We start from the raw sequence: 18,127 nt of genomic DNA, 5'->3' as shown, positions 1-18,127 counted from the left end.
AAAAGAAAACCAGCTAAAAAGACTGCAGCCAAAAGAAAACCAGCTAAAAAGACTGCAGCCAAAAGAAAACCAGCTAAAAAGACTGCAGCCAAAAGAAAACCAGCTAAAAAGACTGCAGCCAAAAGAAAACCCACTACACTAAGGTCTAGATGATTACTCTAAATTTTTTGTAAACTTATTTTCTATGAAATAAAAGTAGGTATTCACTGATTCTTTATTATGAATAAAAAAGGTATTATAATTTCAATTATTGGTGTACTTTTGATTATGATTTCCCTTTCGATTGCTACTTTATCTATTCCTTCCAGTATTTACCAATCTGATAATTTTTCAGTACCATTATTGTTTGAAGGAATGTTTGATGATGTTTCCAATGAAGTTGAAATAATGCCTGGTAATTCAGCCTATTTTTCTTATAGTGTGTCTTCATCCAATATTCCTCTTATGTGGGGAATTCAGATAACCGATTACCAATCTAGGGATAAGTTATCCATAAAAATCTCCAATATTTTTGATGATGATTATGGAACATTTATTCAGGATGAACCTGTTTTATTTGAAGTCTTGGAAATTACTACCTCTGACACATTGAATTTTGAAATTGAAAATATCGGAACTGATGATGTCCATGTTGTTATGATGTTTTCAGAAGATCCAGAAAATTCTGATGCTCTGTCAAATCCTAATTCTCCTGTGATGAAAATGATTTTTCCACTACTTGTTTCGGGAATTTTAGTCATATTAGGACTTATTGTATTAATCGTTGGACTGCTAGTACTATTTTTAGATTGGAAAAATTATCAAAATAAAAGAAATTATTGAATAATGATTTTGATTATTATGGATTGATTTCCATCTTTCCATATTTGCCTTTGGTTAACGACACTTCACCTTTAAACTCATTGGTATATCCATTTATGATGACAACTTTATCTCCAACATTTACTGCTTTGATATCGTCACCCCATAATGTGAGTTTCATTTGATTGTCTTCAGTTTCATCACCGTTAGCTATAATTGCATCGCAGACATCTACTGTTCCCCCACTTTTGAGATTTACAGTTCTTGGGTCCCCTTTGCTTTTAACACTGGCTTCAACATTAACCCCACTACGCATTTTTTTTGCATCTGAAATTGGTATGAATTCTGACATACATTTTCGGGTCTTCTTAACACGATTAAAAGCTTTGTCCAAAAATCTTCAAAAAATAGAATAATTTTTTGATTTATTGTAATAGTAATTGAAAAATAATGGTCATTATCCACTTTCATTGCAGAGGTATCGAAGCCCGGTCAACCGAGAGGGACTCAAGATCCATAAATAGGAAATCCCTTCTCTCAGGAGTTCGTGGGTTCAAATCCCACCCTCTGCACTGAATGTTATAATCAAGTCCACTAATTTCCTATGTACCATCAAATATGTATAGAAATGTCAAGTGATTCTCAATTTATCTGATAAAGAAACCAAGAATTTAAGGTGATTCAGCAAAAAGATCATGTGTCACTTCTGAATGAAAAATAGGATTATTTTAGTTCGTGTTCAATTATCTCTATACGATAAATTGCAAAACAAGTCACATATTTCTTGATTCAAGCGGAATTCTAGTTACTATTTGTGCTATTTCTGATGATTTTAATACCAGCAAGGGTTTTTTACAGATCCTCTGCAACGTTGAGATCTGCATTTACCTGAATCTTGTATGTTATTTGTAATCTCTTTGTTCTGATGAGATCTTGTGTTATTTTTTTTTGAAGTGCATCTGCTTGTAGTGCTTTATTGATGTAATTACAGTCCGCTTTACCCTTGTAGTGCTATTTTATTGTGTTTGATGATGAATTTTTTGCTGTTACAAGTTATTCTTACCAGTAATTCTGCAAATTTTGCACCTTTCATTGCTTTATGAGTGGTTTTGGCAATATTGTTCATTATCTTGATCATTTCAATAAGATCCTTAACGGTGTTTAATTTTCTGTTTGAATTATATTTTTGAAAAAAACCTTTGAGGAAATATTTTGAATCTCTTGTATTTTTTTATTATAATCTCTATATGTTGTATTTGTAAATCAACAACCACCGATTAGTATAGACTAACATGTATTTTGATAAACATACTAAGAAAAATTTAATCCATGCTTAATTGATTTACTGCTAAATGTACTGTTTTACATTTTAAAATAAATCATAAAATGAGATTCATTCAGGTTGATTTAATTTACAAACTATTAATTTAATTTATTTGTCTTAACTTAAAAAATATACGCCACATTATTGTATAATGGCAATTAGTAAGCAAAAGAAAAAAATCAAGAAAGCTGTAACTAAAACTGCAAAGAAAGCTACAAAGACTGTCAAGAAAGCTACAAGACCTGTAAGAAGAACTGCAAAGAAAGCTACAAAGACTGTCAAGAGAGCTACAAGACCTGCAAGAAGAACTGCTGCTAAAACAACAAGCAGATCAAAAACTGCAAAACCCGCATGGAAGCATGCAGCAAAGAGAACTGTGAACACATCAACCAATAAACCAAAACCACGAAGAACAGTTGCTGCTAAAAAAGGTAAAGCAATCACAAAAGCAGCTTATAGTAGAGCAGCAAGACGAACCATTAGAGGAAGAAGAGTTTAATCTTACTCTATTCTCACTTTTTAATATTTTTTTATATATTTTCAAAATAGATTCTTTTTCATCCTATGCCCTAACTCTCCAATTATTTTACAAATTGAAATAAAAAAAATTCAAATATTTTTATTGACTATTCATACATACTAGTACTTCCTTTTGTAGCCATTAACCGAGATTTTTTCTGGCTTTTGTTATTTTGACTATTGTTTAAATTATGTAGTTAACTCTTCGTTGATAGGACTGTTTACAAATAATCGCTTAATAATAACTGGAACTATGTTAATTACATCCCTGCTAAAGCCAATAACTGTATTTTCATTTAATATTTTTGTACTTTGTATATTGTAAATAATCAAAACAGGTTTTCTCAGTTTTGATATTAGTTAAATGAATAGTAGGAATCTCTATCTTACAGTTATTGCAATGCCAAATTATATTTTGCATTTATTAAAGAAACTCCAGTATGAATTGTTACTTCTTTTGTATTTTTAATTTTGGCAGTTGCATTAGGAATTGTGGGAACCCTTAGTATATTCAAATATTCTATGAACATTTTGATCTGGCCATTACTGAGCACTAATATCTTTTACAGTAATGATTGTAATTGATCTTCGTGTTGGATGTAGATGTTCTACTTAAAGTATTGATATTTACTATTTCAAATTCACTGGTTTGTTTTGGGAATTTTAGTCATATTTTTGATTGTATGAGTACTCTGAGCAGATATAGTGCAAACCGTCAAATATCAAATACATAATTTTTATCGTTTCCGTATTAATTTGTGCCAGTGTCGCTACAATATGATTGTCACTTTAAATATATGATACTCTGTTCTGGAAAATAATCTTTCTTTGCTGTAGTTTATTAGGTCCCTAGATCCGTATTGATATGCATTGACATCTAAGAAAACTTTCTCACAAAGAGAAGGAATTGAGGAACGAAAAAAAGATCAAAACAAATCAGTTGATGATACCCTAAAACACAGTATCTGGAACGTAGTTTTTAGACAATATTTGGATGTTGGTAAACTCCCATCAGCAGTATTAATACAAGACAATCCTGAACTCAAAAAGTTTTTTGAAAGAATCCTTTATGATTTTTTCAAAGTTCCAGCTTATACTATAATCAATGGGTATCTTGCTAATGCGATTGAGGAAACACGTGAATTATACTATAAACTAGAATGGAATGAAATGTATGATTTTATTGAATTTCTAGCAGATACCCCACAAACAGAATCTGTTGATAAAAGAATTCCATTTATTCATGACTGTAACAATATACTGGAACGAGAATGTGCCAAATACAGATTTATTGATCACAAAATAACTAAGGTCAATTAATGCCTAGATAAGCAAACAAGTAAATTGTGCTACGTCTTTTTCTGTATAATCAAATATGTAAACCATTTTTCATTGTTTCCCTGAGTAAATCTTGTACCAACTCCAAAACCTATAACAATAATACCTAGAACAAATAGATCGACCCACTAATCCCCTGAGAACAAGACCCAGTGTAAAAAATACAAAATCGAAGTTGTACAAAATGAAATGAAATATCTGTGATTCTGAGACTAATTAAGAAAAAATAGAATCTAGCATCTAAAGTTATTGAGTTTGTGTTGCTCTCTTCAGTGCTTTTTGATAATCTGTTTTCTTTTTTCGTGCAGATTTTTCTATAGTTTTTAGAGACTTCTTCATGCTTTTGATCTTGTTATTTGCTTGTTGAAGTTCTTTTTTTCTTTTATTTGCTACTAGTTGAGCTCGTTTCTTTGCCTTACTCACTGTACGTTTAACTTTTCTCACAGCTTTCTTTGCTTTTGGGATTGATCTTTTTGCTTTGCTAGTAGTTTTTCTTACAGCCCTCTTTATTTTTCTAGTTGGTTTTCTTTTGGCTGTACGTTTTTTTGCTGCCATGATCTAATAGATAATTAATGATGTAAATAACATGTACATCAGTAATTTTTTATGTAAACTCAAATATTTTTAGCACATATTTGAAATCATATTTTTTCACATGATCCATTTGTTTTCTTTCCACTTTTTCCATCTCGACCTCTACATTGAGATTTTGTTACTCTTCTAGAAATAACCATTTCACAAATTTTTTCCAAGATAACATACTACAATCATTAATTTTGGTCATATTATAGTGGATAATTAATGATAAAATTACAAAAATTAGCATTGTTTATTGAAAATAAAGTTAGAATAAAAATAATGACCAATGTAAAAATCAAGGCAGAAGAAAATGGCCCATTACTAGTGGAAGTAGATAGAAAAACAACAATAACATTGTGTAGATTTGGAAAATCCTGCACCCAACCAAGCTGCGATGACACTCATGCAAAAATAGGTTTCAAATTTACAGCATCTTAAATCAAAGTCACTGAATAAATTAATTTTTTTTATTTACTATTTTTTATTCATAAATCATACAACTAGCTTAAAATCACAATCATTGTGTACCTCAAATAAAGTACTTGTAATTCCACCTAATACAAACTAATAAATCTGATAGGGATCTTCTGCATCCACAATCTAAAGAAAAGAATGTTTTAAAATAGAATATAATACTGTTATGTTATCTTGTTATTTTTGTTTCAATTACCACTAGTGAATCCTTTACTAATTCTCACTTCTGAAAATTACGCTTAGGTTAAATTCAGGATATATGCAAAGTTTAGTTATGAATGATAGTTTTCGTTTTAATTCTATTTTAGTACCATACAATTCAACGTCAGGTGCAAAACGAGGGTTAGGAGCTGCCATAGATCTTGCAGAAAAAATCGATGGAGAAGTAACATTGATCACATGTATTGAAACTACATCGCTTGAAACATTATTTAACAAAAATAAAAAGGATGAATTTGAAAATAAAAAAAAAGTCATTCAAAAAGAATTAGAAAATATTGAGTATGACACAAAAAAACTAAAAAATCCACTAAAACATGTTGTTTTAAAATCCTCTTTTGCTCCCAACACCATCGCCGAGTATGCAGAAGAAAATAAGATAGAGTTGGTTGTTATAGGACAGACCAAAATAACTCCTACTGAAGAGAAATATCATGAAAGTATGGCAAACTATCTTATGCGAGGTCTAACTTGTCCTATTTTGATTGTTAAATAATTTTGAGAACCTGTAAGATGTTTTTCAAATATGTTAAAGGATTGAGATTAAAATGGTGATACAATCATTCAAATCCATTACTCCCCAGGTAACTTATCTAATTAAAAAAAAAATTATGGGCACAGGTTCTTGTTGGATTATTTTTAGGTTTATTGTTAGGAGTTTTTTTAGGACCTGAAACAGGAATTGTGGAGAAAGATACTAGTGAAATCATCATTACTTGGCTTTCTATTCCTGCTCATTTGTTTCTCAAGATCATTCAGATGATAATAATCCCTCTTATTTTTGCCTCTATCATTAGAGGTCTCTTGTCAGCTGGAAGTGTAGAGCAACTTCGAACCATGGGGATCTCTGTTGCTGTATTTTTTGTTGTAACTACAGTTATTGCATTAGGCATTGGTGTCTTTGTAGCTACCGCCATAGTACCAGGGAGTTTTGTTGATAGTGAATCAATGTTAGAAAGTTTGGAAATCGATAAAACAGAACAACTTGTAGAAAATATTGAATTTAATTTTCTTGAGATTCCTCAACATATCATAGGTATCATACCAAGCAATCCTTTAACATCTTTTATGTCTGGAGAAATGCTAAGCATAAATCGTCTTTGCACTATTTGTTGCAGTTGCAATGATATCGCTACCTAAAAAAATCTGAACCAATAATGGATCTGCTGGAATCGATACAGGAGATTACTATGAAGGTTGTTTCTTAGGCAATGAGATTGGCCCTATTTGCAGCATTTGGTTTAATGACAGATATCGTATCTAAAGTCGGCCTTGATGCACTTGTAGGTCTTGGTACCTGTATGGCAACAGTGGTTATTGGTCTTTTCATAATGATGTTAGTTTACATCATTATCATCAAAGTCTTTGCTAAGAGACAGTTTTATCCACATTAAAAATGATGAAAGATCCTTTACTGTTAGCATTTTCAACTTCAAGCTCAGCTGCTGTGATGCCTGTTTCTTTGAAAACTGCAGAAGAAAAGATGAAAGTCAAATCTGCAGTTTCCCAATTTGTAATTCCACTTGGTGCTACAATTAACATGAATGGTACTGCATTATACCAAATAGTGGCAGTGTTTTTTCTTGCACATCTTTTCAATATAGAACTTGGGACAACAACAATTATTCTAATTGCAGTTACTGCTCTTATGGCATCCATTGGTGCACCCTCTGCGCCTGGTGCAGGTATCGTAATTTTATCTTCTATTCTCTTAGCTACTGTGGTGCCTGTTATTGGAATAGTTCTACTTTTAGGTGTAGATAGAATCTTGGATATGACAAGAACCATGGTAAATGTGGGGGGAGATCTTACTGCCTGTTTGTTCTTTGATAAGAGAATTAAACCAGACAAATTACCTGCGGATCATTAGTGTTTCTTTTGATTTACCTTTTCAATAATAATTCAAAAAAATATGTTATTAATTAGTGGAGATTTGGCATTTGTTTTTTGCTAGTATTTCTAACTACTTTATTCAAACTACAAAATACCTGTAACTGTGATCAAACAATGTAGAGAATCATTTTCACAATATATGATAAGAAAAATACTTGTTTTCTCAGGTTGTTCTTTTAGTGTTGGACCCAAAAAAATGGGTTTATATCAAAACAGTAACAAAAGATGTGTGTTAAACTCTAGATCAAAGATCCCGCAAAATTATAATTTAATTGTGGATTAATTAGTAACTAATACATTTTTCTTGAATATATTCGTGGTGTGCTGATAAATTAAAATTAAGAAATCTCACATTCAATATCTTCTTCTAATTCTTCAATCGTTCCTTCCCACCATTTAACAATTTTAGACACTTTATAACAATGAGAAGATCTTAGTTTATAGATCTTACTGACAAATGAATTGATATTTCGATCTTTAAGCAGTTACAAGAGTCAGTGTACTTAATACCCCTCGTTTGTTACGTATTTTGTCTGATATTATATTTTTGATTTTTGAAACAGTTTCTGCTTCTAGTTTTACCACTGCATTATATGCGCCAAACGTTTTTTTAACTTCTTTTACCCCGTCAATTAATTGCAGCTCATCTAACACATCATCATTTTCATCATCACATTTTACAAGAATATGTGCAATCTCCATTATCTATTGACAATACTATACTCTACATTAAAACTAATTTGAGAAATCAATCGTAAAGCATATTACTTATTTTGATGGTAGTCGCATAAACATCCAACTCCTGATGCATGCTCTATCATGCAACTTGTGCATGGTGCAGATGATTCATTCAATATGTAGTTTTTCCAAAGTTATAGTTTATAGATCTTGCGTAGAAATCAGATCTGGTTTAAGTTGCCTTTGTAATATGTTACATCAAATACCTCATCATGCAATATTAATTGAAATTCAAAAAGAATCATGCTTTATCCTAAGACCGTGAATCTTAATAACTAGACTAGGAAATATCATTTTATTTTACTCTAATTTGAAAGATTTGACTAAATTTATATCCAATCTACTCTGATTTGTACTACTAGATCTATTAAAATATCTGAGATTATACTGCTATTGCTTTAATTTTGGTTATAGAATGAGATGAAATTTCTTTATGCATTCTTGCCAGTTCCGTGTCTTTGAAAGTTAGGTTACATCGAAAACACTTCCAAATTAACTCGGACATGAGTAAACATGTACATGAATCACTTATAAGTATATTGTATGATTGATCCGATTTATTGTAAAACATGATAAAAGAATTGAAAAACATGAAATTTTTTTAACTTTTTAGATCAAAATAAAATTTTTTCCGAATGAACCTAGATACAAGGGTTTAGAAACAAAAAAAAAATAACATAATTCTAGAAAGATGGTGGATGTTTTTGAAATTTTTGGAGAATATTCGTATTTTGGCATTTTTCTTGTATTAATCGGAGTAAACGCTGCGCCGATTTTAATGCCTCCAAGCTGGATTATATTAACATCTTTCTACCTTCTGGATCCAAGCTTAAATGTAGTAATTCTTGCAATGGTTGGTGCAACTGGTGCCACAATTGGTAGATTTACACTCAAAAAAATAAGTGGATTATTTAGAACCTTTGTTGGAGAAGAACAGAAATCTAATCTTGACATAATTGGTAGTTATCTTAACAAAAAAAAATATGGTTATTTACTTGCATCATTTTTGTTTGGTGCAACTCCACTTCCAAGTAACATATTGTTTATTGCATACGGGCTAATGCGTGTAAAAAATATTGGAATGTATGCTGGATTTTGGTTTGGCCGGACTATTTCTTATATTATGATGATTTATTTTGGAAATGCAGTATTGAAACCTTTTTTAGACATATTTGAAGACCGTCTTACTGGAATTTTATTAATTGATAGTTTTGGCATTATGTTGATAGTTTTTTTTGCATCTGTCAATTGGACCGTATTAATCACTCAAAAAAAATTAAAATTCGTCAAGCCAAAAATATGGAGATTCTAAATGAAAGTTCTTGATTTAATTAAAAGTGATGTAAAAAAAATAATTCAAAATGATCCATCTCATGATTTTGAACATATTATGAGAGTATACAATAACGTTCAAAAAATATGCAAAACAGAAAAGGCAAATGAGAAATTGGTCTTATGTGCTGCATTATTGCATGATGTAGTATCTTATCCAAAATCTCACAAATATTCTAATCTTTCTTCAATTCATAGCGCAAAAAAGTCAAAACAAATTTTAAAAAAATATTCTTTTTCCAATAAAGAAATCTTGATAATTTTAGATGCCATTCGCGACCATAGTTTTTCACAAAATAAAATTCCTGAAACTCTAGAAGGAAAAATTCTTCAGGATGCTGATAGATTAGATGCTTTGGGAGCTATAGGCATTGCACGAGTATTTGCTACAGCAGGCTCACTTAAGCGACCGTTTTACAATCCAAGCGATCCTTTCTGCAATAAACGTAAGCCTAATGATAAAATATGGACAGTTGATCATTTTTTTCAAAAACTACTTAAACTTGAATCTTTAATGCACACAAAATCTGCGAAAATTGAGGCCAAAAAAAGAACTTTGGTGTTAAAAAAATTTCTTAATCAATTAAAACAGGAATGTTATTAACGATTTTTACTGTAAATGTTAAAATATGCAATACTTTTCTATAAATGTGGAAGTTCCATTTGAGGTAAGACACACGATAAAAAAATTAACAGTTATTTTTAAAAAGAAATCTAAAAACAGTGATGTTATTTTTGATCAAGACCTTTTAAATAATTATAGATGAAGAAATGAGCACAACCCCCCGCGTTCGTAGACATCACAGTCATGTGATTGTACGTACAATGACAAAAGACGATATTCCTAAAGTTGTAGAGCTGCAAAAAATTGCATTTCCTACAATGGCTGCTGAAGGAGTTTATTGGAAACCTGATCAGTTATCTGCTCATTTGAAAGTTTTTCCTGAAGGTCAGTTTATTGCAGAATATCACGGAAAAATTGTCGGGTCTTGTAGCAGTTTAATTATTAAACTAAAATCTGAATATCAAGAACATACATGGAAAGATGCTTGCGGTGATAGTTTTTTCAAAAACCATGATCCAAATGGTGATTCTCTTTACGGGGCCGATGTGTCATCTCATCCTGATCATAGAAGATTGGGTGTTGCCACAAAACTCTATGATGCAAGAAAGACTTTGGCAATAAAACTAAATTTACGTAGAATAATAGCAGGAGCAAGATTAATTAACTACTGTGAAAGTGCACACGAATTATCTCCATTAGAATATGTGCACAAAGTTATGCGTCATGAAATTAAAGAACCTGTATTGTCATTTCAAATACGAAATGGCTTCAAATTTATCAAAATACTGTCTAATTATATGAAAGATCCTAGATCATTAAACAATGCAACTTTTATTGAGTGGAAAAATCCTCATTTTGTAGATACATAATATGATTATTGACTGTCATGTGCATGTGAATCAATACGAGATAACACAACATATTCCGTTGTTAGAAGATCGATTAGAGATGCTTCAAACTGAAATGACTAGTAACAATGTTGATTATGCAATAATTTTATCTTCTTACAAAATAAATTCTGAAAGACCTTCAACTGAGCAAATTATTGAGGGGATTAAAAAATATGATAATCTTGGTGTTGCAGCTGGATTCACTATAGATCATCACACTGATGAAGATCTGAAACATTATAGACAATTAATCAAAGATGGTAGAATCAAAGCCATGAAAATTTATTCAGGTTATGAACACTATTATCCTTATGATGAAAGATATCAAAAAGTCTATGATACCTGTATTGAATTTAATATACCTGTGATGTTTCATACTGGAGATACATATTCTAGTACCGGTAAATTGCGTTATTCTAGACCTCTTAATCTTGATGATGTAGCTGTAGATAACCCTGAACTGAAAATTGTAATGTGTCATTTAGGAAATCCTTGGATTCAAGATGCACAAGAAGTACTTTACAAAAATCATAATGTCTATGCTGATGTGTCTGGGCTTGTTGTTGGATCTTTTGATCACTTTTTTGAAAAAATGATGAAAGAAAAAGTTGCAGAATTAATAAATTATGCAGGGGAGCCACGTTATCTGTTGTATGGTACTGATTGGCCAATCAGTAGTATGGATTCATATCTTAATTTTGTCGCTAAACTCACTATTAAAAAAGAATTTAGAGATAACCTAATGTATAAAAATGCCCAGAAACTATTCAACATCTCTTGATATAATCTAATTAATTGCGTTTGGTATGTACTCGTGATTAATATTTTAACACGGTTTTGTAATAAAAATATTAGACTTTACTTCTCTACAAATGATACTTGATGGCATTAAACATCACTCAATGTTTTTAAAATAAAAATAATAAAAAGAAAAACCCTGTGTTTTAATTATCTGAACAAGATGTATTACTTTTTCTTTTTATCCAAGTAAGTCACTTCCACACCTATCTTATCTGGCTGCATAAAACATGATTTAATTTTGCACTCAACCTGATTCATTATAACCACTTGATCTCATATGAACTGATAATCAATTTCTTTTCTTCAACTAACATCATCAATTTAGGACTAATTAAGACAAAAACTCATGATGATGATTTTTTATGGTTTTAGATCAACAATAATAGATCTTGATGAAATGATGAAGGTCATTCTGATATCTTTGGTGGCAATCTAATTTTTCATACTCAAATATCTCTAAATATGCACATTTTTATCATAGGAAGTTCATGCTCGATTGTTTAGATGGCACTTTCTTCTTCGATGATGGCTGCTCTGAAACTGTTAGAGCCTAATATACTTAATTTACCTATATTTTCATTTTTTGAATTTTTCAAATATGATCTTGATGACTTGAGAAACGAAAAACTTATCTTAAAAAAAGATTTGATTGAACGATATAAAAAATCTGTGAGACAAAAAACAAATGTATATTCTAATACTTTAAAAAATGACTTTCACGCTTTTACAAAAATCCTTGACACACTTAGCTTAGTATCTGATTCTAAAGATATCTTAGAGGACATTGAATGGGAAAAAATAACTGAAATTTGTAACATTCTTCGTAAAATTGAAACAAGTAATGAAAAAAAAATTCGATGGGCATTACTGTTCTTACTTTCAAAAGGAAATCCAATACAAATTGATGATCTTAAACAATTAGTTAGAAATTTTAAAATTTCTAATGTTGAGAGATTACTAGAAAAAATAATTAAAACTGAAATAAATTCTGGGCTAGATGTAAAGTTTGATGGGAAACAACTTGTATTAGATACTGAAGAAAAACTTACTGAGCATTACATCGCAGATGCAATTGAAGAAAAATCTAGACGATCTCCTGGAGAAATTGAAAAAGAAATTTTAGAATTACTTGATGAGGGCTCATATTCTAATCAAGAAATTTCTAACATTATTGATATTGATGAGGCTGTAGTATCAAGAGTTATGACCAAACTTCGAAATCAAAATAAATTAGTGTTATCCAGTTTTGGTAATAAAGGATTTAGGTACTATACTACAAATTGTCAAAATTGTCCCTTTGGAAAGACTTTGTCTTCTTGCAGAAAGGATGCAATTTCTGATATTGTAAATACCATTAAAGATGCACATGGTGTAGAACTTACCTCTCAAGATTTTGAAAATATTGAATCTAATCAAGCTCTACTTAATATCAAAAGAACTGTAACAATGTCAAAAAAATTTACTATGACAAAATTAGAGTCAAACATGTATGAAAATTTTGAAAAATTATTGAAAACCATAGTAAAAAATTCTATTAACCTTAAACATGAAAAAAATCAAAAAATAACTGAGATTTTAGTGTCTCCAAATGTCTCAAAATTACCAAAAGTTTTCCAAATTGGCTTAAAAATAGGTATTGAATATGAAATTCAATTAATGAAAACTTTGGCCGATACGACCAAAAAAGAGCAATCGGCATCAGATATTTTATCAAAAATGATCAAAGTTAGTGATAAAATTTTACAATCTCTTAATAACTGAATTCTCTTTTTAAATTATTTGACTTCGTTAACTCAAGAAATCAAGAAATGATATGTTGATATTCTCATATGTCGTAGGGTTATAGAGGATAGGATTTGACAGACCTTGAGTTTGATGGTTGGTTGATATAAAATGTCACAGCAAAACGAAATTAGCGATGATTTTGGTGAAGAACGAGTTGAAAATCGGTTTTTAAAATTATATCCTGATTATGACTATTCAGTAAAATCATCCTCTAAAGAAAAAGATGTGAGAAAAAAGAAAAAGATGAAAACTATGTATTGACATGTTTTTTAGAAATTTCATCTGTTGAATATTTTATTGATTTTTGGTATGTTATGTTTCCACTGCAAAACCCATAATCTAATCTGATTTTACTGAAACTGTATTTCTCTGTCTCTGAGAAATCCATTTAACACAAAAAATAATTGCACTTGATGTATTACTAAATTTTCAAACTTTGAAGATCCGGTTATATGCACAAGCCATAAACATCATAAGACTATAGTTAAATGTTAAAAATGTGATGAGAATTTATCCATGAGAAGATAAACATACTCTTTACCTGTATGATGATGAAGAAAAATGAAAAAACATTACAATTGAAAACTATCTTCTGACGAACGTCCTAAAAATATGTTTTTGACGATTCAGTGATAAACTCTAATTAACATTTTTCAGATAATCCATATTGTTCAAATCATTTTGGTAATGACTTGATATTTCTAGTATCTGTTAATAATTCCATTACTCCTTTGTTAGTTACAATTCCAATTACTTTTCTATTATTTTTAGGATCCATGATTGGAATCATGTCAAATGGGTGAGTATTCATCTTTTGAATTACTGAAAATAGATATTCATCAGGTAACGCTGTGTGGAATTTTTTATACATCACATCTGCAATAGTTGTACTATCTCGTGTTTTTTTATGGGATTTATTTATTTCATTCTTTGAGATGAGTCCTACAAGATTCTCATCTTTGTCAAAAACCAGAAATGGGTTTTTTGTAATTTTGTTATTTTTAATAAATTCTTTGATTGTAATGTCTGATTTTGTTTTAGAAAATATCCTGTTGATAACTGCAATTACTGGGGTATCTGATACAACTCTTCTGAAATAGATTGGAATAAGACCTAGTTCTAGTGTTCCTACCTTGACATGAATTATTTTCTTTAATTTGCGTTGAAGCTCTACAGTTGATATTATCATGGTCATTAGTGTTCCGAGAACTAAAAGTGAGAACAACTTATCCTCCATTATCCCTGCCTGAAGTAAAGATAGCATTAGTGCCAAATCTACTGCTCCTTTTGACATTACTCCATATGCAACAGTTGTTGCAGGCCTCATATTGGCTATACGCACTGCAATGTAGGAACTAAGAAACTTCACTCCTGTCATGATTATTATGAAAATTATGATTATCCACCATTCTAATTCTAAAAACGCTACGCTGAAATGTAGTCCGATTCCTGCAAAAAATATTGGAATAAAAATCCCATATCCTACGACACTAATGTTTTTTGAAATTTCATCATATTCATCTCTGCTCATCCTTGATACTGCAATACCTAAAAGAAGTGCACCTATTGCTCCATGAACTCCACTGATTTCTGCAAAATATGCTATTAGTAGAATCACCCCGATCACCATACCAAAATATGCTTGTTTGACACGAAGATGATTTTTAAGAAGTCTCAAGAACCGTGGTAATCCAAACACAGAGATGAATCCTGCTATTGCAAAGAAAAGTATCATTTTTGCAAAAAGCCAAGATATTTCGGTTATATCAGGAAGTTCAGAACTCGTATCTATCTGGATGAACACGCTTACAAAAATTATTGCGATAAACTCTACAATTGCAGTTACGGTAAAAATTTCAAGCCCAATTGTTGATTTTAGTTTTCCAAGATCACTTAGTACCTTAGCTGTAACACCTAAACTTGAAGCTGCAATGACACTTGCAATTGCAAATGCACTTACAAAATCCATGTCTATCACTAATCCAAAAACTCCTGCGACCAAAAATGGGATCAAAAATGCAATTGCAGAACCTGCAAAAATCTTACCTCTCATGACTTTGAATAAACCTGCAATGTCAATTTCTTCAAGACCAATTAGAAAGAACAAGAAAAATACTCCAATTGAGACAAAAAGTTCTATTGCTTCAATTGGATGTACTATTGCCAAAAATGCAGGGCCTACAATGATTCCTGCAAGAACATTTCCGAGTATTGTTGGCTGGCCTATTCTATAAAGTAATTCTCCTCCTAGTTTTGCTGCGATAAGCAGTACTGCTATGAATAGAATTGCTTCAAATGCCATATATGATTAAATAACTGATATTTCAATAGATAAACTAAACAATTCTAAATTGTTTTTATATTGATGTCGTCAAGTAATACCTCTTACTCTTTTTATGATATTTTTACCCCTATTCATCTGATTTAAATGTGATTAAAACTAAATTTCCGCCAATTGGCACACTAATGATTAGTTGTTTTGTTCTTCTTGATGTCATATAGTTAATCGGATCAAAACTAGTCTAATCTTCTCCTCATTTTAAAATCTAATTACATTTGCATGTACATCATTTTTATTTTATCATGATATGTTGAAAATTTTTTTACGATTTTAATTTTTCTATGTTTAATCTATGGATTAATGATTTTATCATATGATGTCATTTTATTATTACAAATGTGGGTTTCCAGCTAAGCGGATCATTTGATAACTCATGTGCTCTGATAAATAATGGAAATGCTTCATCAGTTCTATTTAGTTCCTGTAATGCATTTGCTTTATTTACTAATCCTCCAATTCTATCCGGCTCGATTTTTAGTACTCTGTCAAAATATGAAATAGACTCTTCATATTTTCCTTGTTCTAACAATGTGACTCCCTTATTAGTTAAAACTGCAAGTAGTGTTTCTTGTTTTACTTCTTGCTCGTTATCTAATACTCTGTCAAAATATTTTATTGCTTCATCTGGATCACCAAATATTGATAATACAATTCCTGCATTAGCTATTGCTTTGTAATTTACTTTACCTTGAGACTCTGAAATTTCTATTGCTTTATCAAATAGTGCTTTAGCATCTTTATAATTCCCTTGTCTTGCAAGCACAATACCTTTATCTACTAATGCTTTCACATCTCGTGGATCTTTGTCTAGGGCTTTATTGAAAAACTGTAATGCTGCTAAATTATTTTTTAATTCAAGTTGATTTATTCCGTATTCTAACAATTCTTGTTTTGTATCATCTGGTTCAATTTTTGGAATGGCATTCTGTTTTTCGGTATTTAAAATCCCATTGTTAATTAAATATTGGATCGCATTTAGAAATTCTATTTCTGAAATTATCCCATCACCATACCATTTTGCAGTATTTTTTACCCATTCTGGAACAATTTCTGCAAATCCTATCTGTAAAAACCCCACACTAAATAATGTAAAAATCCCAAAAATAATGAATACTTGTTTTAACATCATATAATACCCGTTTTAGAACTATTTCAAGTCTTTGAGTGCTTATTTGTTTATTTTTCGTATGTTCATTTTGTCTACTATTCTCTGTGATGTGTTTTATTGTATATTGTAAACATAATGCTAATTGACATAGTTATTATTTGAGATACCCGTAAAACTGTGGTATGCCATTAGAAGATCAAGGAACTGTTTATGGAAATTTATATGCCTATAAGATGTATACACGACCTACTGCGCAGAGACTTTTTGGAAGTTACTCCTTTAGAAAAAAACTAGGTACAAAACATCATGAAAATGTTCAAAAAATGCTAGAACTTTTAGCTTTGAATGGAACATTAACCACGTGGGGAATGGCAAAAACACATCTTGATGATTCGGGAAGCATTAGGACTAAGGAAAAAGAATACAGAAGATTACTGGTGGGTAGAATGGCTAGAGGAAAGCATACGATTGGCTTGCTAGAATTAGGCTTGGTAGTAAAAGATGGAAAAAGTTACGTAAAAGCACCTGCAGATCAATATAGGTTATCCCTACACGGAATTTTGTATTGTTTGGATGTTTTAGATCTAACTGATAAGCAGATAGATACGATGGCAGAAAAATACACAAATGTACTGCCCATTGTTTTTGGAAAGTGGAGTTATCTAAAATCTAATATCGGAAATGAAATCTATCGACTGAAAAGTTTAGCTGCTGGTTTATTTATGGATAATATTCAAATTGCAAAGATTTCAAATTTTCCAGTTTATGAATTAATGACTTATTTGAATGTAAAATATCAAAATAATTTTGAACAAATTGAAGAAGAGGAATTAGCAAATCAGATTTCTATTTGGTTTTACACGAATTTACTTGTCCCTGCACGATTCAGATTATCAAATAAACAAACATCTTTAGAGGTTAAACAATGGAAAAAAATCCTTCATGAAGATCAATATGTTAAAAAATGGTATTATGATTTTGTAAATGAAGCAATTAAATTTTATAATAATAGATTTATTAAATTAAAGAAGTTAGAAAGTAAATAATTCATCCATGTTCTGTAACAATTTTTTCTAATTGCTCAAAGGAGTACGGTTTATTAATTGTACTAAGCAGTGACATGCTTTTTGCCTTTAGATGTTTCTTCTCATCTGTGGCAAAAGCAGTAATGAGAATAACTTTTGCTTCCTTATCAAATTGTTTCATCTTAAAGAATGCGTCAAATCCATCCATCTTAGGCATCTTTACATCCATGATTACCAAATCTGGGCGGATATCTTTGTATTTGAAGACCGCATCTTGTCCATTATCTGCTGTAACTACGTCATAGCCAATACTTTTTATCATATAAGCTGTATTTTCTAAAAGATCCACATCATCATCAACTAATAGAATTGTTTTTTTTACCAATATCTCAAAC

General features: G+C 30.6%; 23 protein-coding genes and 1 tRNA gene. 16 read left to right on the top strand and 8 right to left on the bottom strand.

The genetic code is table 11. The features are described from left to right. Positions 1-219 precede the first annotated feature (219 nt). Positions 220-822, top strand: coding sequence for a hypothetical protein (locus tag OEM44_04880; GenBank protein ID MDH3516134.1), 603 nt, complete (start codon positions 220-222; stop codon positions 820-822). 16 nt (positions 823-838) lie between these two features. Here OEM44_04880 and OEM44_04875 read toward each other — a convergent pair whose 3' ends face one another. Continuing rightward, positions 839-1,153, bottom strand: a complete 315-nt coding sequence (locus OEM44_04875) for a DNA-binding protein (protein ID MDH3516133.1) — start codon at positions 1,151-1,153, stop codon at positions 839-841. 120 nt (positions 1,154-1,273) lie between these two features. On the opposite strand from OEM44_04875, the gene OEM44_04870 reads away from it, so the two are divergent. Beyond that, positions 1,274-1,373: transfer RNA gene (locus OEM44_04870), tRNA-Leu, on the top strand. A gap of 425 nt (positions 1,374-1,798) precedes the next feature. Here the strand turns inward: OEM44_04870 and OEM44_04865 are convergent. Further along, positions 1,799-1,939: a hypothetical protein gene (locus OEM44_04865; GenBank protein MDH3516132.1), complete on the bottom strand. Its 141-nt coding sequence runs from the start codon at positions 1,937-1,939 to the stop codon at positions 1,799-1,801. Between the two features lie 337 nt (positions 1,940-2,276). Here OEM44_04865 and OEM44_04860 point away from each other — a divergent pair, with 337 nt between their 5' ends. Beyond that, complete coding sequence (locus OEM44_04860; GenBank protein MDH3516131.1) at positions 2,277-2,624, top strand: hypothetical protein; 348 nt, start codon at positions 2,277-2,279, stop codon at positions 2,622-2,624. Positions 2,625-3,036: 412 nt separating this feature from the next. Here OEM44_04860 and OEM44_04855 read toward each other — a convergent pair whose 3' ends face one another. Continuing rightward, on the bottom strand, positions 3,037-3,174 hold the full coding sequence (locus OEM44_04855) for a hypothetical protein (GenBank protein MDH3516130.1): 138 nt from the start codon (positions 3,172-3,174) through the stop codon (positions 3,037-3,039). Between the two features lie 340 nt (positions 3,175-3,514). On the opposite strand from OEM44_04855, the gene OEM44_04850 reads away from it, so the two are divergent. After that, complete coding sequence (locus OEM44_04850) at positions 3,515-3,964, top strand: hypothetical protein (GenBank protein ID MDH3516129.1); 450 nt, start codon at positions 3,515-3,517, stop codon at positions 3,962-3,964. A 264-nt stretch (positions 3,965-4,228) separates the two neighbouring features. Here the strand turns inward: OEM44_04850 and OEM44_04845 are convergent, their stop codons facing one another. Continuing rightward, positions 4,229-4,537, bottom strand: coding sequence for a hypothetical protein (locus OEM44_04845; protein MDH3516128.1), 309 nt, complete (start codon positions 4,535-4,537; stop codon positions 4,229-4,231). A gap of 246 nt (positions 4,538-4,783) precedes the next feature. Between OEM44_04845 and OEM44_04840 the strand changes: the two genes are divergently transcribed. From OEM44_04840 to OEM44_04820, 5 genes are all read left to right on the top strand, one after another. Then, the gene (locus OEM44_04840; GenBank protein MDH3516127.1) at positions 4,784-4,999 is read left to right on the top strand and encodes a CDGSH iron-sulfur domain-containing protein; all 216 of its coding nucleotides are present in this window, start codon (positions 4,784-4,786) and stop codon (positions 4,997-4,999) included. Positions 5,000-5,309: 310 nt separating this feature from the next. After that, complete coding sequence (locus OEM44_04835; protein ID MDH3516126.1) at positions 5,310-5,750, top strand: universal stress protein; 441 nt, start codon at positions 5,310-5,312, stop codon at positions 5,748-5,750. A gap of 152 nt (positions 5,751-5,902) precedes the next feature. Then, the gene (locus OEM44_04830) at positions 5,903-6,394 is read left to right on the top strand and encodes a dicarboxylate/amino acid:cation symporter (GenBank protein MDH3516125.1); all 492 of its coding nucleotides are present in this window, start codon (positions 5,903-5,905) and stop codon (positions 6,392-6,394) included. A 71-nt stretch (positions 6,395-6,465) separates the two neighbouring features. Continuing rightward, complete coding sequence (locus tag OEM44_04825) at positions 6,466-6,648, top strand: dicarboxylate/amino acid:cation symporter (GenBank protein MDH3516124.1); 183 nt, start codon at positions 6,466-6,468, stop codon at positions 6,646-6,648. Positions 6,649-6,653: 5 nt separating this feature from the next. Continuing rightward, positions 6,654-7,124, top strand: a complete 471-nt coding sequence (locus OEM44_04820; protein MDH3516123.1) for a dicarboxylate/amino acid:cation symporter — start codon at positions 6,654-6,656, stop codon at positions 7,122-7,124. 500 nt (positions 7,125-7,624) lie between these two features. Here OEM44_04820 and OEM44_04815 read toward each other — a convergent pair whose 3' ends face one another. Then, the gene (locus tag OEM44_04815) at positions 7,625-7,849 is read right to left on the bottom strand and encodes an Lrp/AsnC ligand binding domain-containing protein (protein ID MDH3516122.1); all 225 of its coding nucleotides are present in this window, start codon (positions 7,847-7,849) and stop codon (positions 7,625-7,627) included. Positions 7,850-8,576: 727 nt separating this feature from the next. On the opposite strand from OEM44_04815, the gene OEM44_04810 reads away from it, so the two are divergent. The 6 genes from OEM44_04810 to OEM44_04785 all read left to right on the top strand — a co-directional run bounded on the left by OEM44_04810 (position 8,577) and on the right by OEM44_04785 (position 13,519). Continuing rightward, positions 8,577-9,197, top strand: a complete 621-nt coding sequence (locus OEM44_04810; GenBank protein ID MDH3516121.1) for a hypothetical protein — start codon at positions 8,577-8,579, stop codon at positions 9,195-9,197. Then, a complete protein-coding gene (locus tag OEM44_04805) occupies positions 9,198-9,821 on the top strand; it encodes an HD domain-containing protein (protein ID MDH3516120.1) in 624 nt (207 codons plus the stop codon). A 221-nt stretch (positions 9,822-10,042) separates the two neighbouring features. Then, positions 10,043-10,651 carry a GNAT family N-acetyltransferase gene (locus OEM44_04800; GenBank protein MDH3516119.1) on the top strand — a complete coding sequence of 203 codons (609 nt, stop codon included), beginning with the start codon at positions 10,043-10,045 and terminating at the stop codon, positions 10,649-10,651. A 1-nt stretch (position 10,652) separates the two neighbouring features. Further along, the gene (locus OEM44_04795) at positions 10,653-11,453 is read left to right on the top strand and encodes an amidohydrolase family protein (protein ID MDH3516118.1); all 801 of its coding nucleotides are present in this window, start codon (positions 10,653-10,655) and stop codon (positions 11,451-11,453) included. Positions 11,454-11,977: 524 nt separating this feature from the next. Beyond that, positions 11,978-13,234, top strand: a complete 1,257-nt coding sequence (locus OEM44_04790; protein ID MDH3516117.1) for a hypothetical protein — start codon at positions 11,978-11,980, stop codon at positions 13,232-13,234. Between the two features lie 132 nt (positions 13,235-13,366). Beyond that, entirely contained in the window at positions 13,367-13,519 is a 153-nt protein-coding gene (locus OEM44_04785; GenBank protein MDH3516116.1) for a hypothetical protein, read from the top strand. 415 nt (positions 13,520-13,934) lie between these two features. Here OEM44_04785 and OEM44_04780 read toward each other — a convergent pair whose 3' ends face one another. Continuing rightward, complete coding sequence (locus OEM44_04780) at positions 13,935-15,560, bottom strand: cation:proton antiporter (GenBank protein ID MDH3516115.1); 1,626 nt, start codon at positions 15,558-15,560, stop codon at positions 13,935-13,937. Between the two features lie 358 nt (positions 15,561-15,918). Beyond that, on the bottom strand, positions 15,919-16,725 hold the full coding sequence (locus OEM44_04775; GenBank protein ID MDH3516114.1) for a tetratricopeptide repeat protein: 807 nt from the start codon (positions 16,723-16,725) through the stop codon (positions 15,919-15,921). Positions 16,726-16,889: 164 nt separating this feature from the next. Between OEM44_04775 and OEM44_04770 the strand changes: the two genes are divergently transcribed. Beyond that, positions 16,890-17,753: a hypothetical protein gene (locus tag OEM44_04770; GenBank protein ID MDH3516113.1), complete on the top strand. Its 864-nt coding sequence runs from the start codon at positions 16,890-16,892 to the stop codon at positions 17,751-17,753. Position 17,754: 1 nt separating this feature from the next. Here OEM44_04770 and OEM44_04765 read toward each other — a convergent pair whose 3' ends face one another. Beyond that, a complete protein-coding gene (locus OEM44_04765; protein ID MDH3516112.1) occupies positions 17,755-18,120 on the bottom strand; it encodes a response regulator in 366 nt (121 codons plus the stop codon). Positions 18,121-18,127: the final 7 nt, after the last annotated feature.

Source organism: Nitrosopumilus sp. (assembly GCA_029862745.1).
Taxonomy (GTDB): Archaea; Thermoproteota; Nitrososphaeria; order Nitrososphaerales; family Nitrosopumilaceae; genus Nitrosopumilus.
This window is presented reverse-complemented; position numbering and strand designations above follow the sequence as displayed.

Coding starts and splice junctions, on each gene's coding strand:
- OEM44_04865 (MDH3516132.1), bottom strand. CDS start 1,939: ATGATCAAGATAATGAACAATATTGCCAAAACCACTCATAAAGCAATG.
- OEM44_04785 (MDH3516116.1), top strand. CDS start 13,367: ATGTCACAGCAAAACGAAATTAGCGATGATTTTGGTGAAGAACGAGTT.
- OEM44_04860 (MDH3516131.1), top strand. CDS start 2,277: ATGGCAATTAGTAAGCAAAAGAAAAAAATCAAGAAAGCTGTAACTAAA.
- OEM44_04825 (MDH3516124.1), top strand. CDS start 6,466: ATGAGATTGGCCCTATTTGCAGCATTTGGTTTAATGACAGATATCGTA.
- OEM44_04845 (MDH3516128.1), bottom strand. CDS start 4,537: ATGGCAGCAAAAAAACGTACAGCCAAAAGAAAACCAACTAGAAAAATA.
- OEM44_04820 (MDH3516123.1), top strand. CDS start 6,654: ATGAAAGATCCTTTACTGTTAGCATTTTCAACTTCAAGCTCAGCTGCT.
- OEM44_04880 (MDH3516134.1), top strand. CDS start 220: ATGAATAAAAAAGGTATTATAATTTCAATTATTGGTGTACTTTTGATT.
- OEM44_04775 (MDH3516114.1), bottom strand. CDS start 16,725: ATGTTAAAACAAGTATTCATTATTTTTGGGATTTTTACATTATTTAGT.
- OEM44_04875 (MDH3516133.1), bottom strand. CDS start 1,153: ATGTCAGAATTCATACCAATTTCAGATGCAAAAAAAATGCGTAGTGGG.
- OEM44_04795 (MDH3516118.1), top strand. CDS start 10,653: ATGATTATTGACTGTCATGTGCATGTGAATCAATACGAGATAACACAA.
- OEM44_04810 (MDH3516121.1), top strand. CDS start 8,577: ATGGTGGATGTTTTTGAAATTTTTGGAGAATATTCGTATTTTGGCATT.
- OEM44_04770 (MDH3516113.1), top strand. CDS start 16,890: ATGCCATTAGAAGATCAAGGAACTGTTTATGGAAATTTATATGCCTAT.
- OEM44_04805 (MDH3516120.1), top strand. CDS start 9,198: ATGAAAGTTCTTGATTTAATTAAAAGTGATGTAAAAAAAATAATTCAA.
- OEM44_04790 (MDH3516117.1), top strand. CDS start 11,978: ATGGCACTTTCTTCTTCGATGATGGCTGCTCTGAAACTGTTAGAGCCT.
- OEM44_04815 (MDH3516122.1), bottom strand. CDS start 7,849: ATGGAGATTGCACATATTCTTGTAAAATGTGATGATGAAAATGATGAT.
- OEM44_04835 (MDH3516126.1), top strand. CDS start 5,310: ATGAATGATAGTTTTCGTTTTAATTCTATTTTAGTACCATACAATTCA.
- OEM44_04840 (MDH3516127.1), top strand. CDS start 4,784: ATGATAAAATTACAAAAATTAGCATTGTTTATTGAAAATAAAGTTAGA.
- OEM44_04800 (MDH3516119.1), top strand. CDS start 10,043: ATGACAAAAGACGATATTCCTAAAGTTGTAGAGCTGCAAAAAATTGCA.
- OEM44_04855 (MDH3516130.1), bottom strand. CDS start 3,174: ATGTTCATAGAATATTTGAATATACTAAGGGTTCCCACAATTCCTAAT.
- OEM44_04780 (MDH3516115.1), bottom strand. CDS start 15,560: ATGGCATTTGAAGCAATTCTATTCATAGCAGTACTGCTTATCGCAGCA.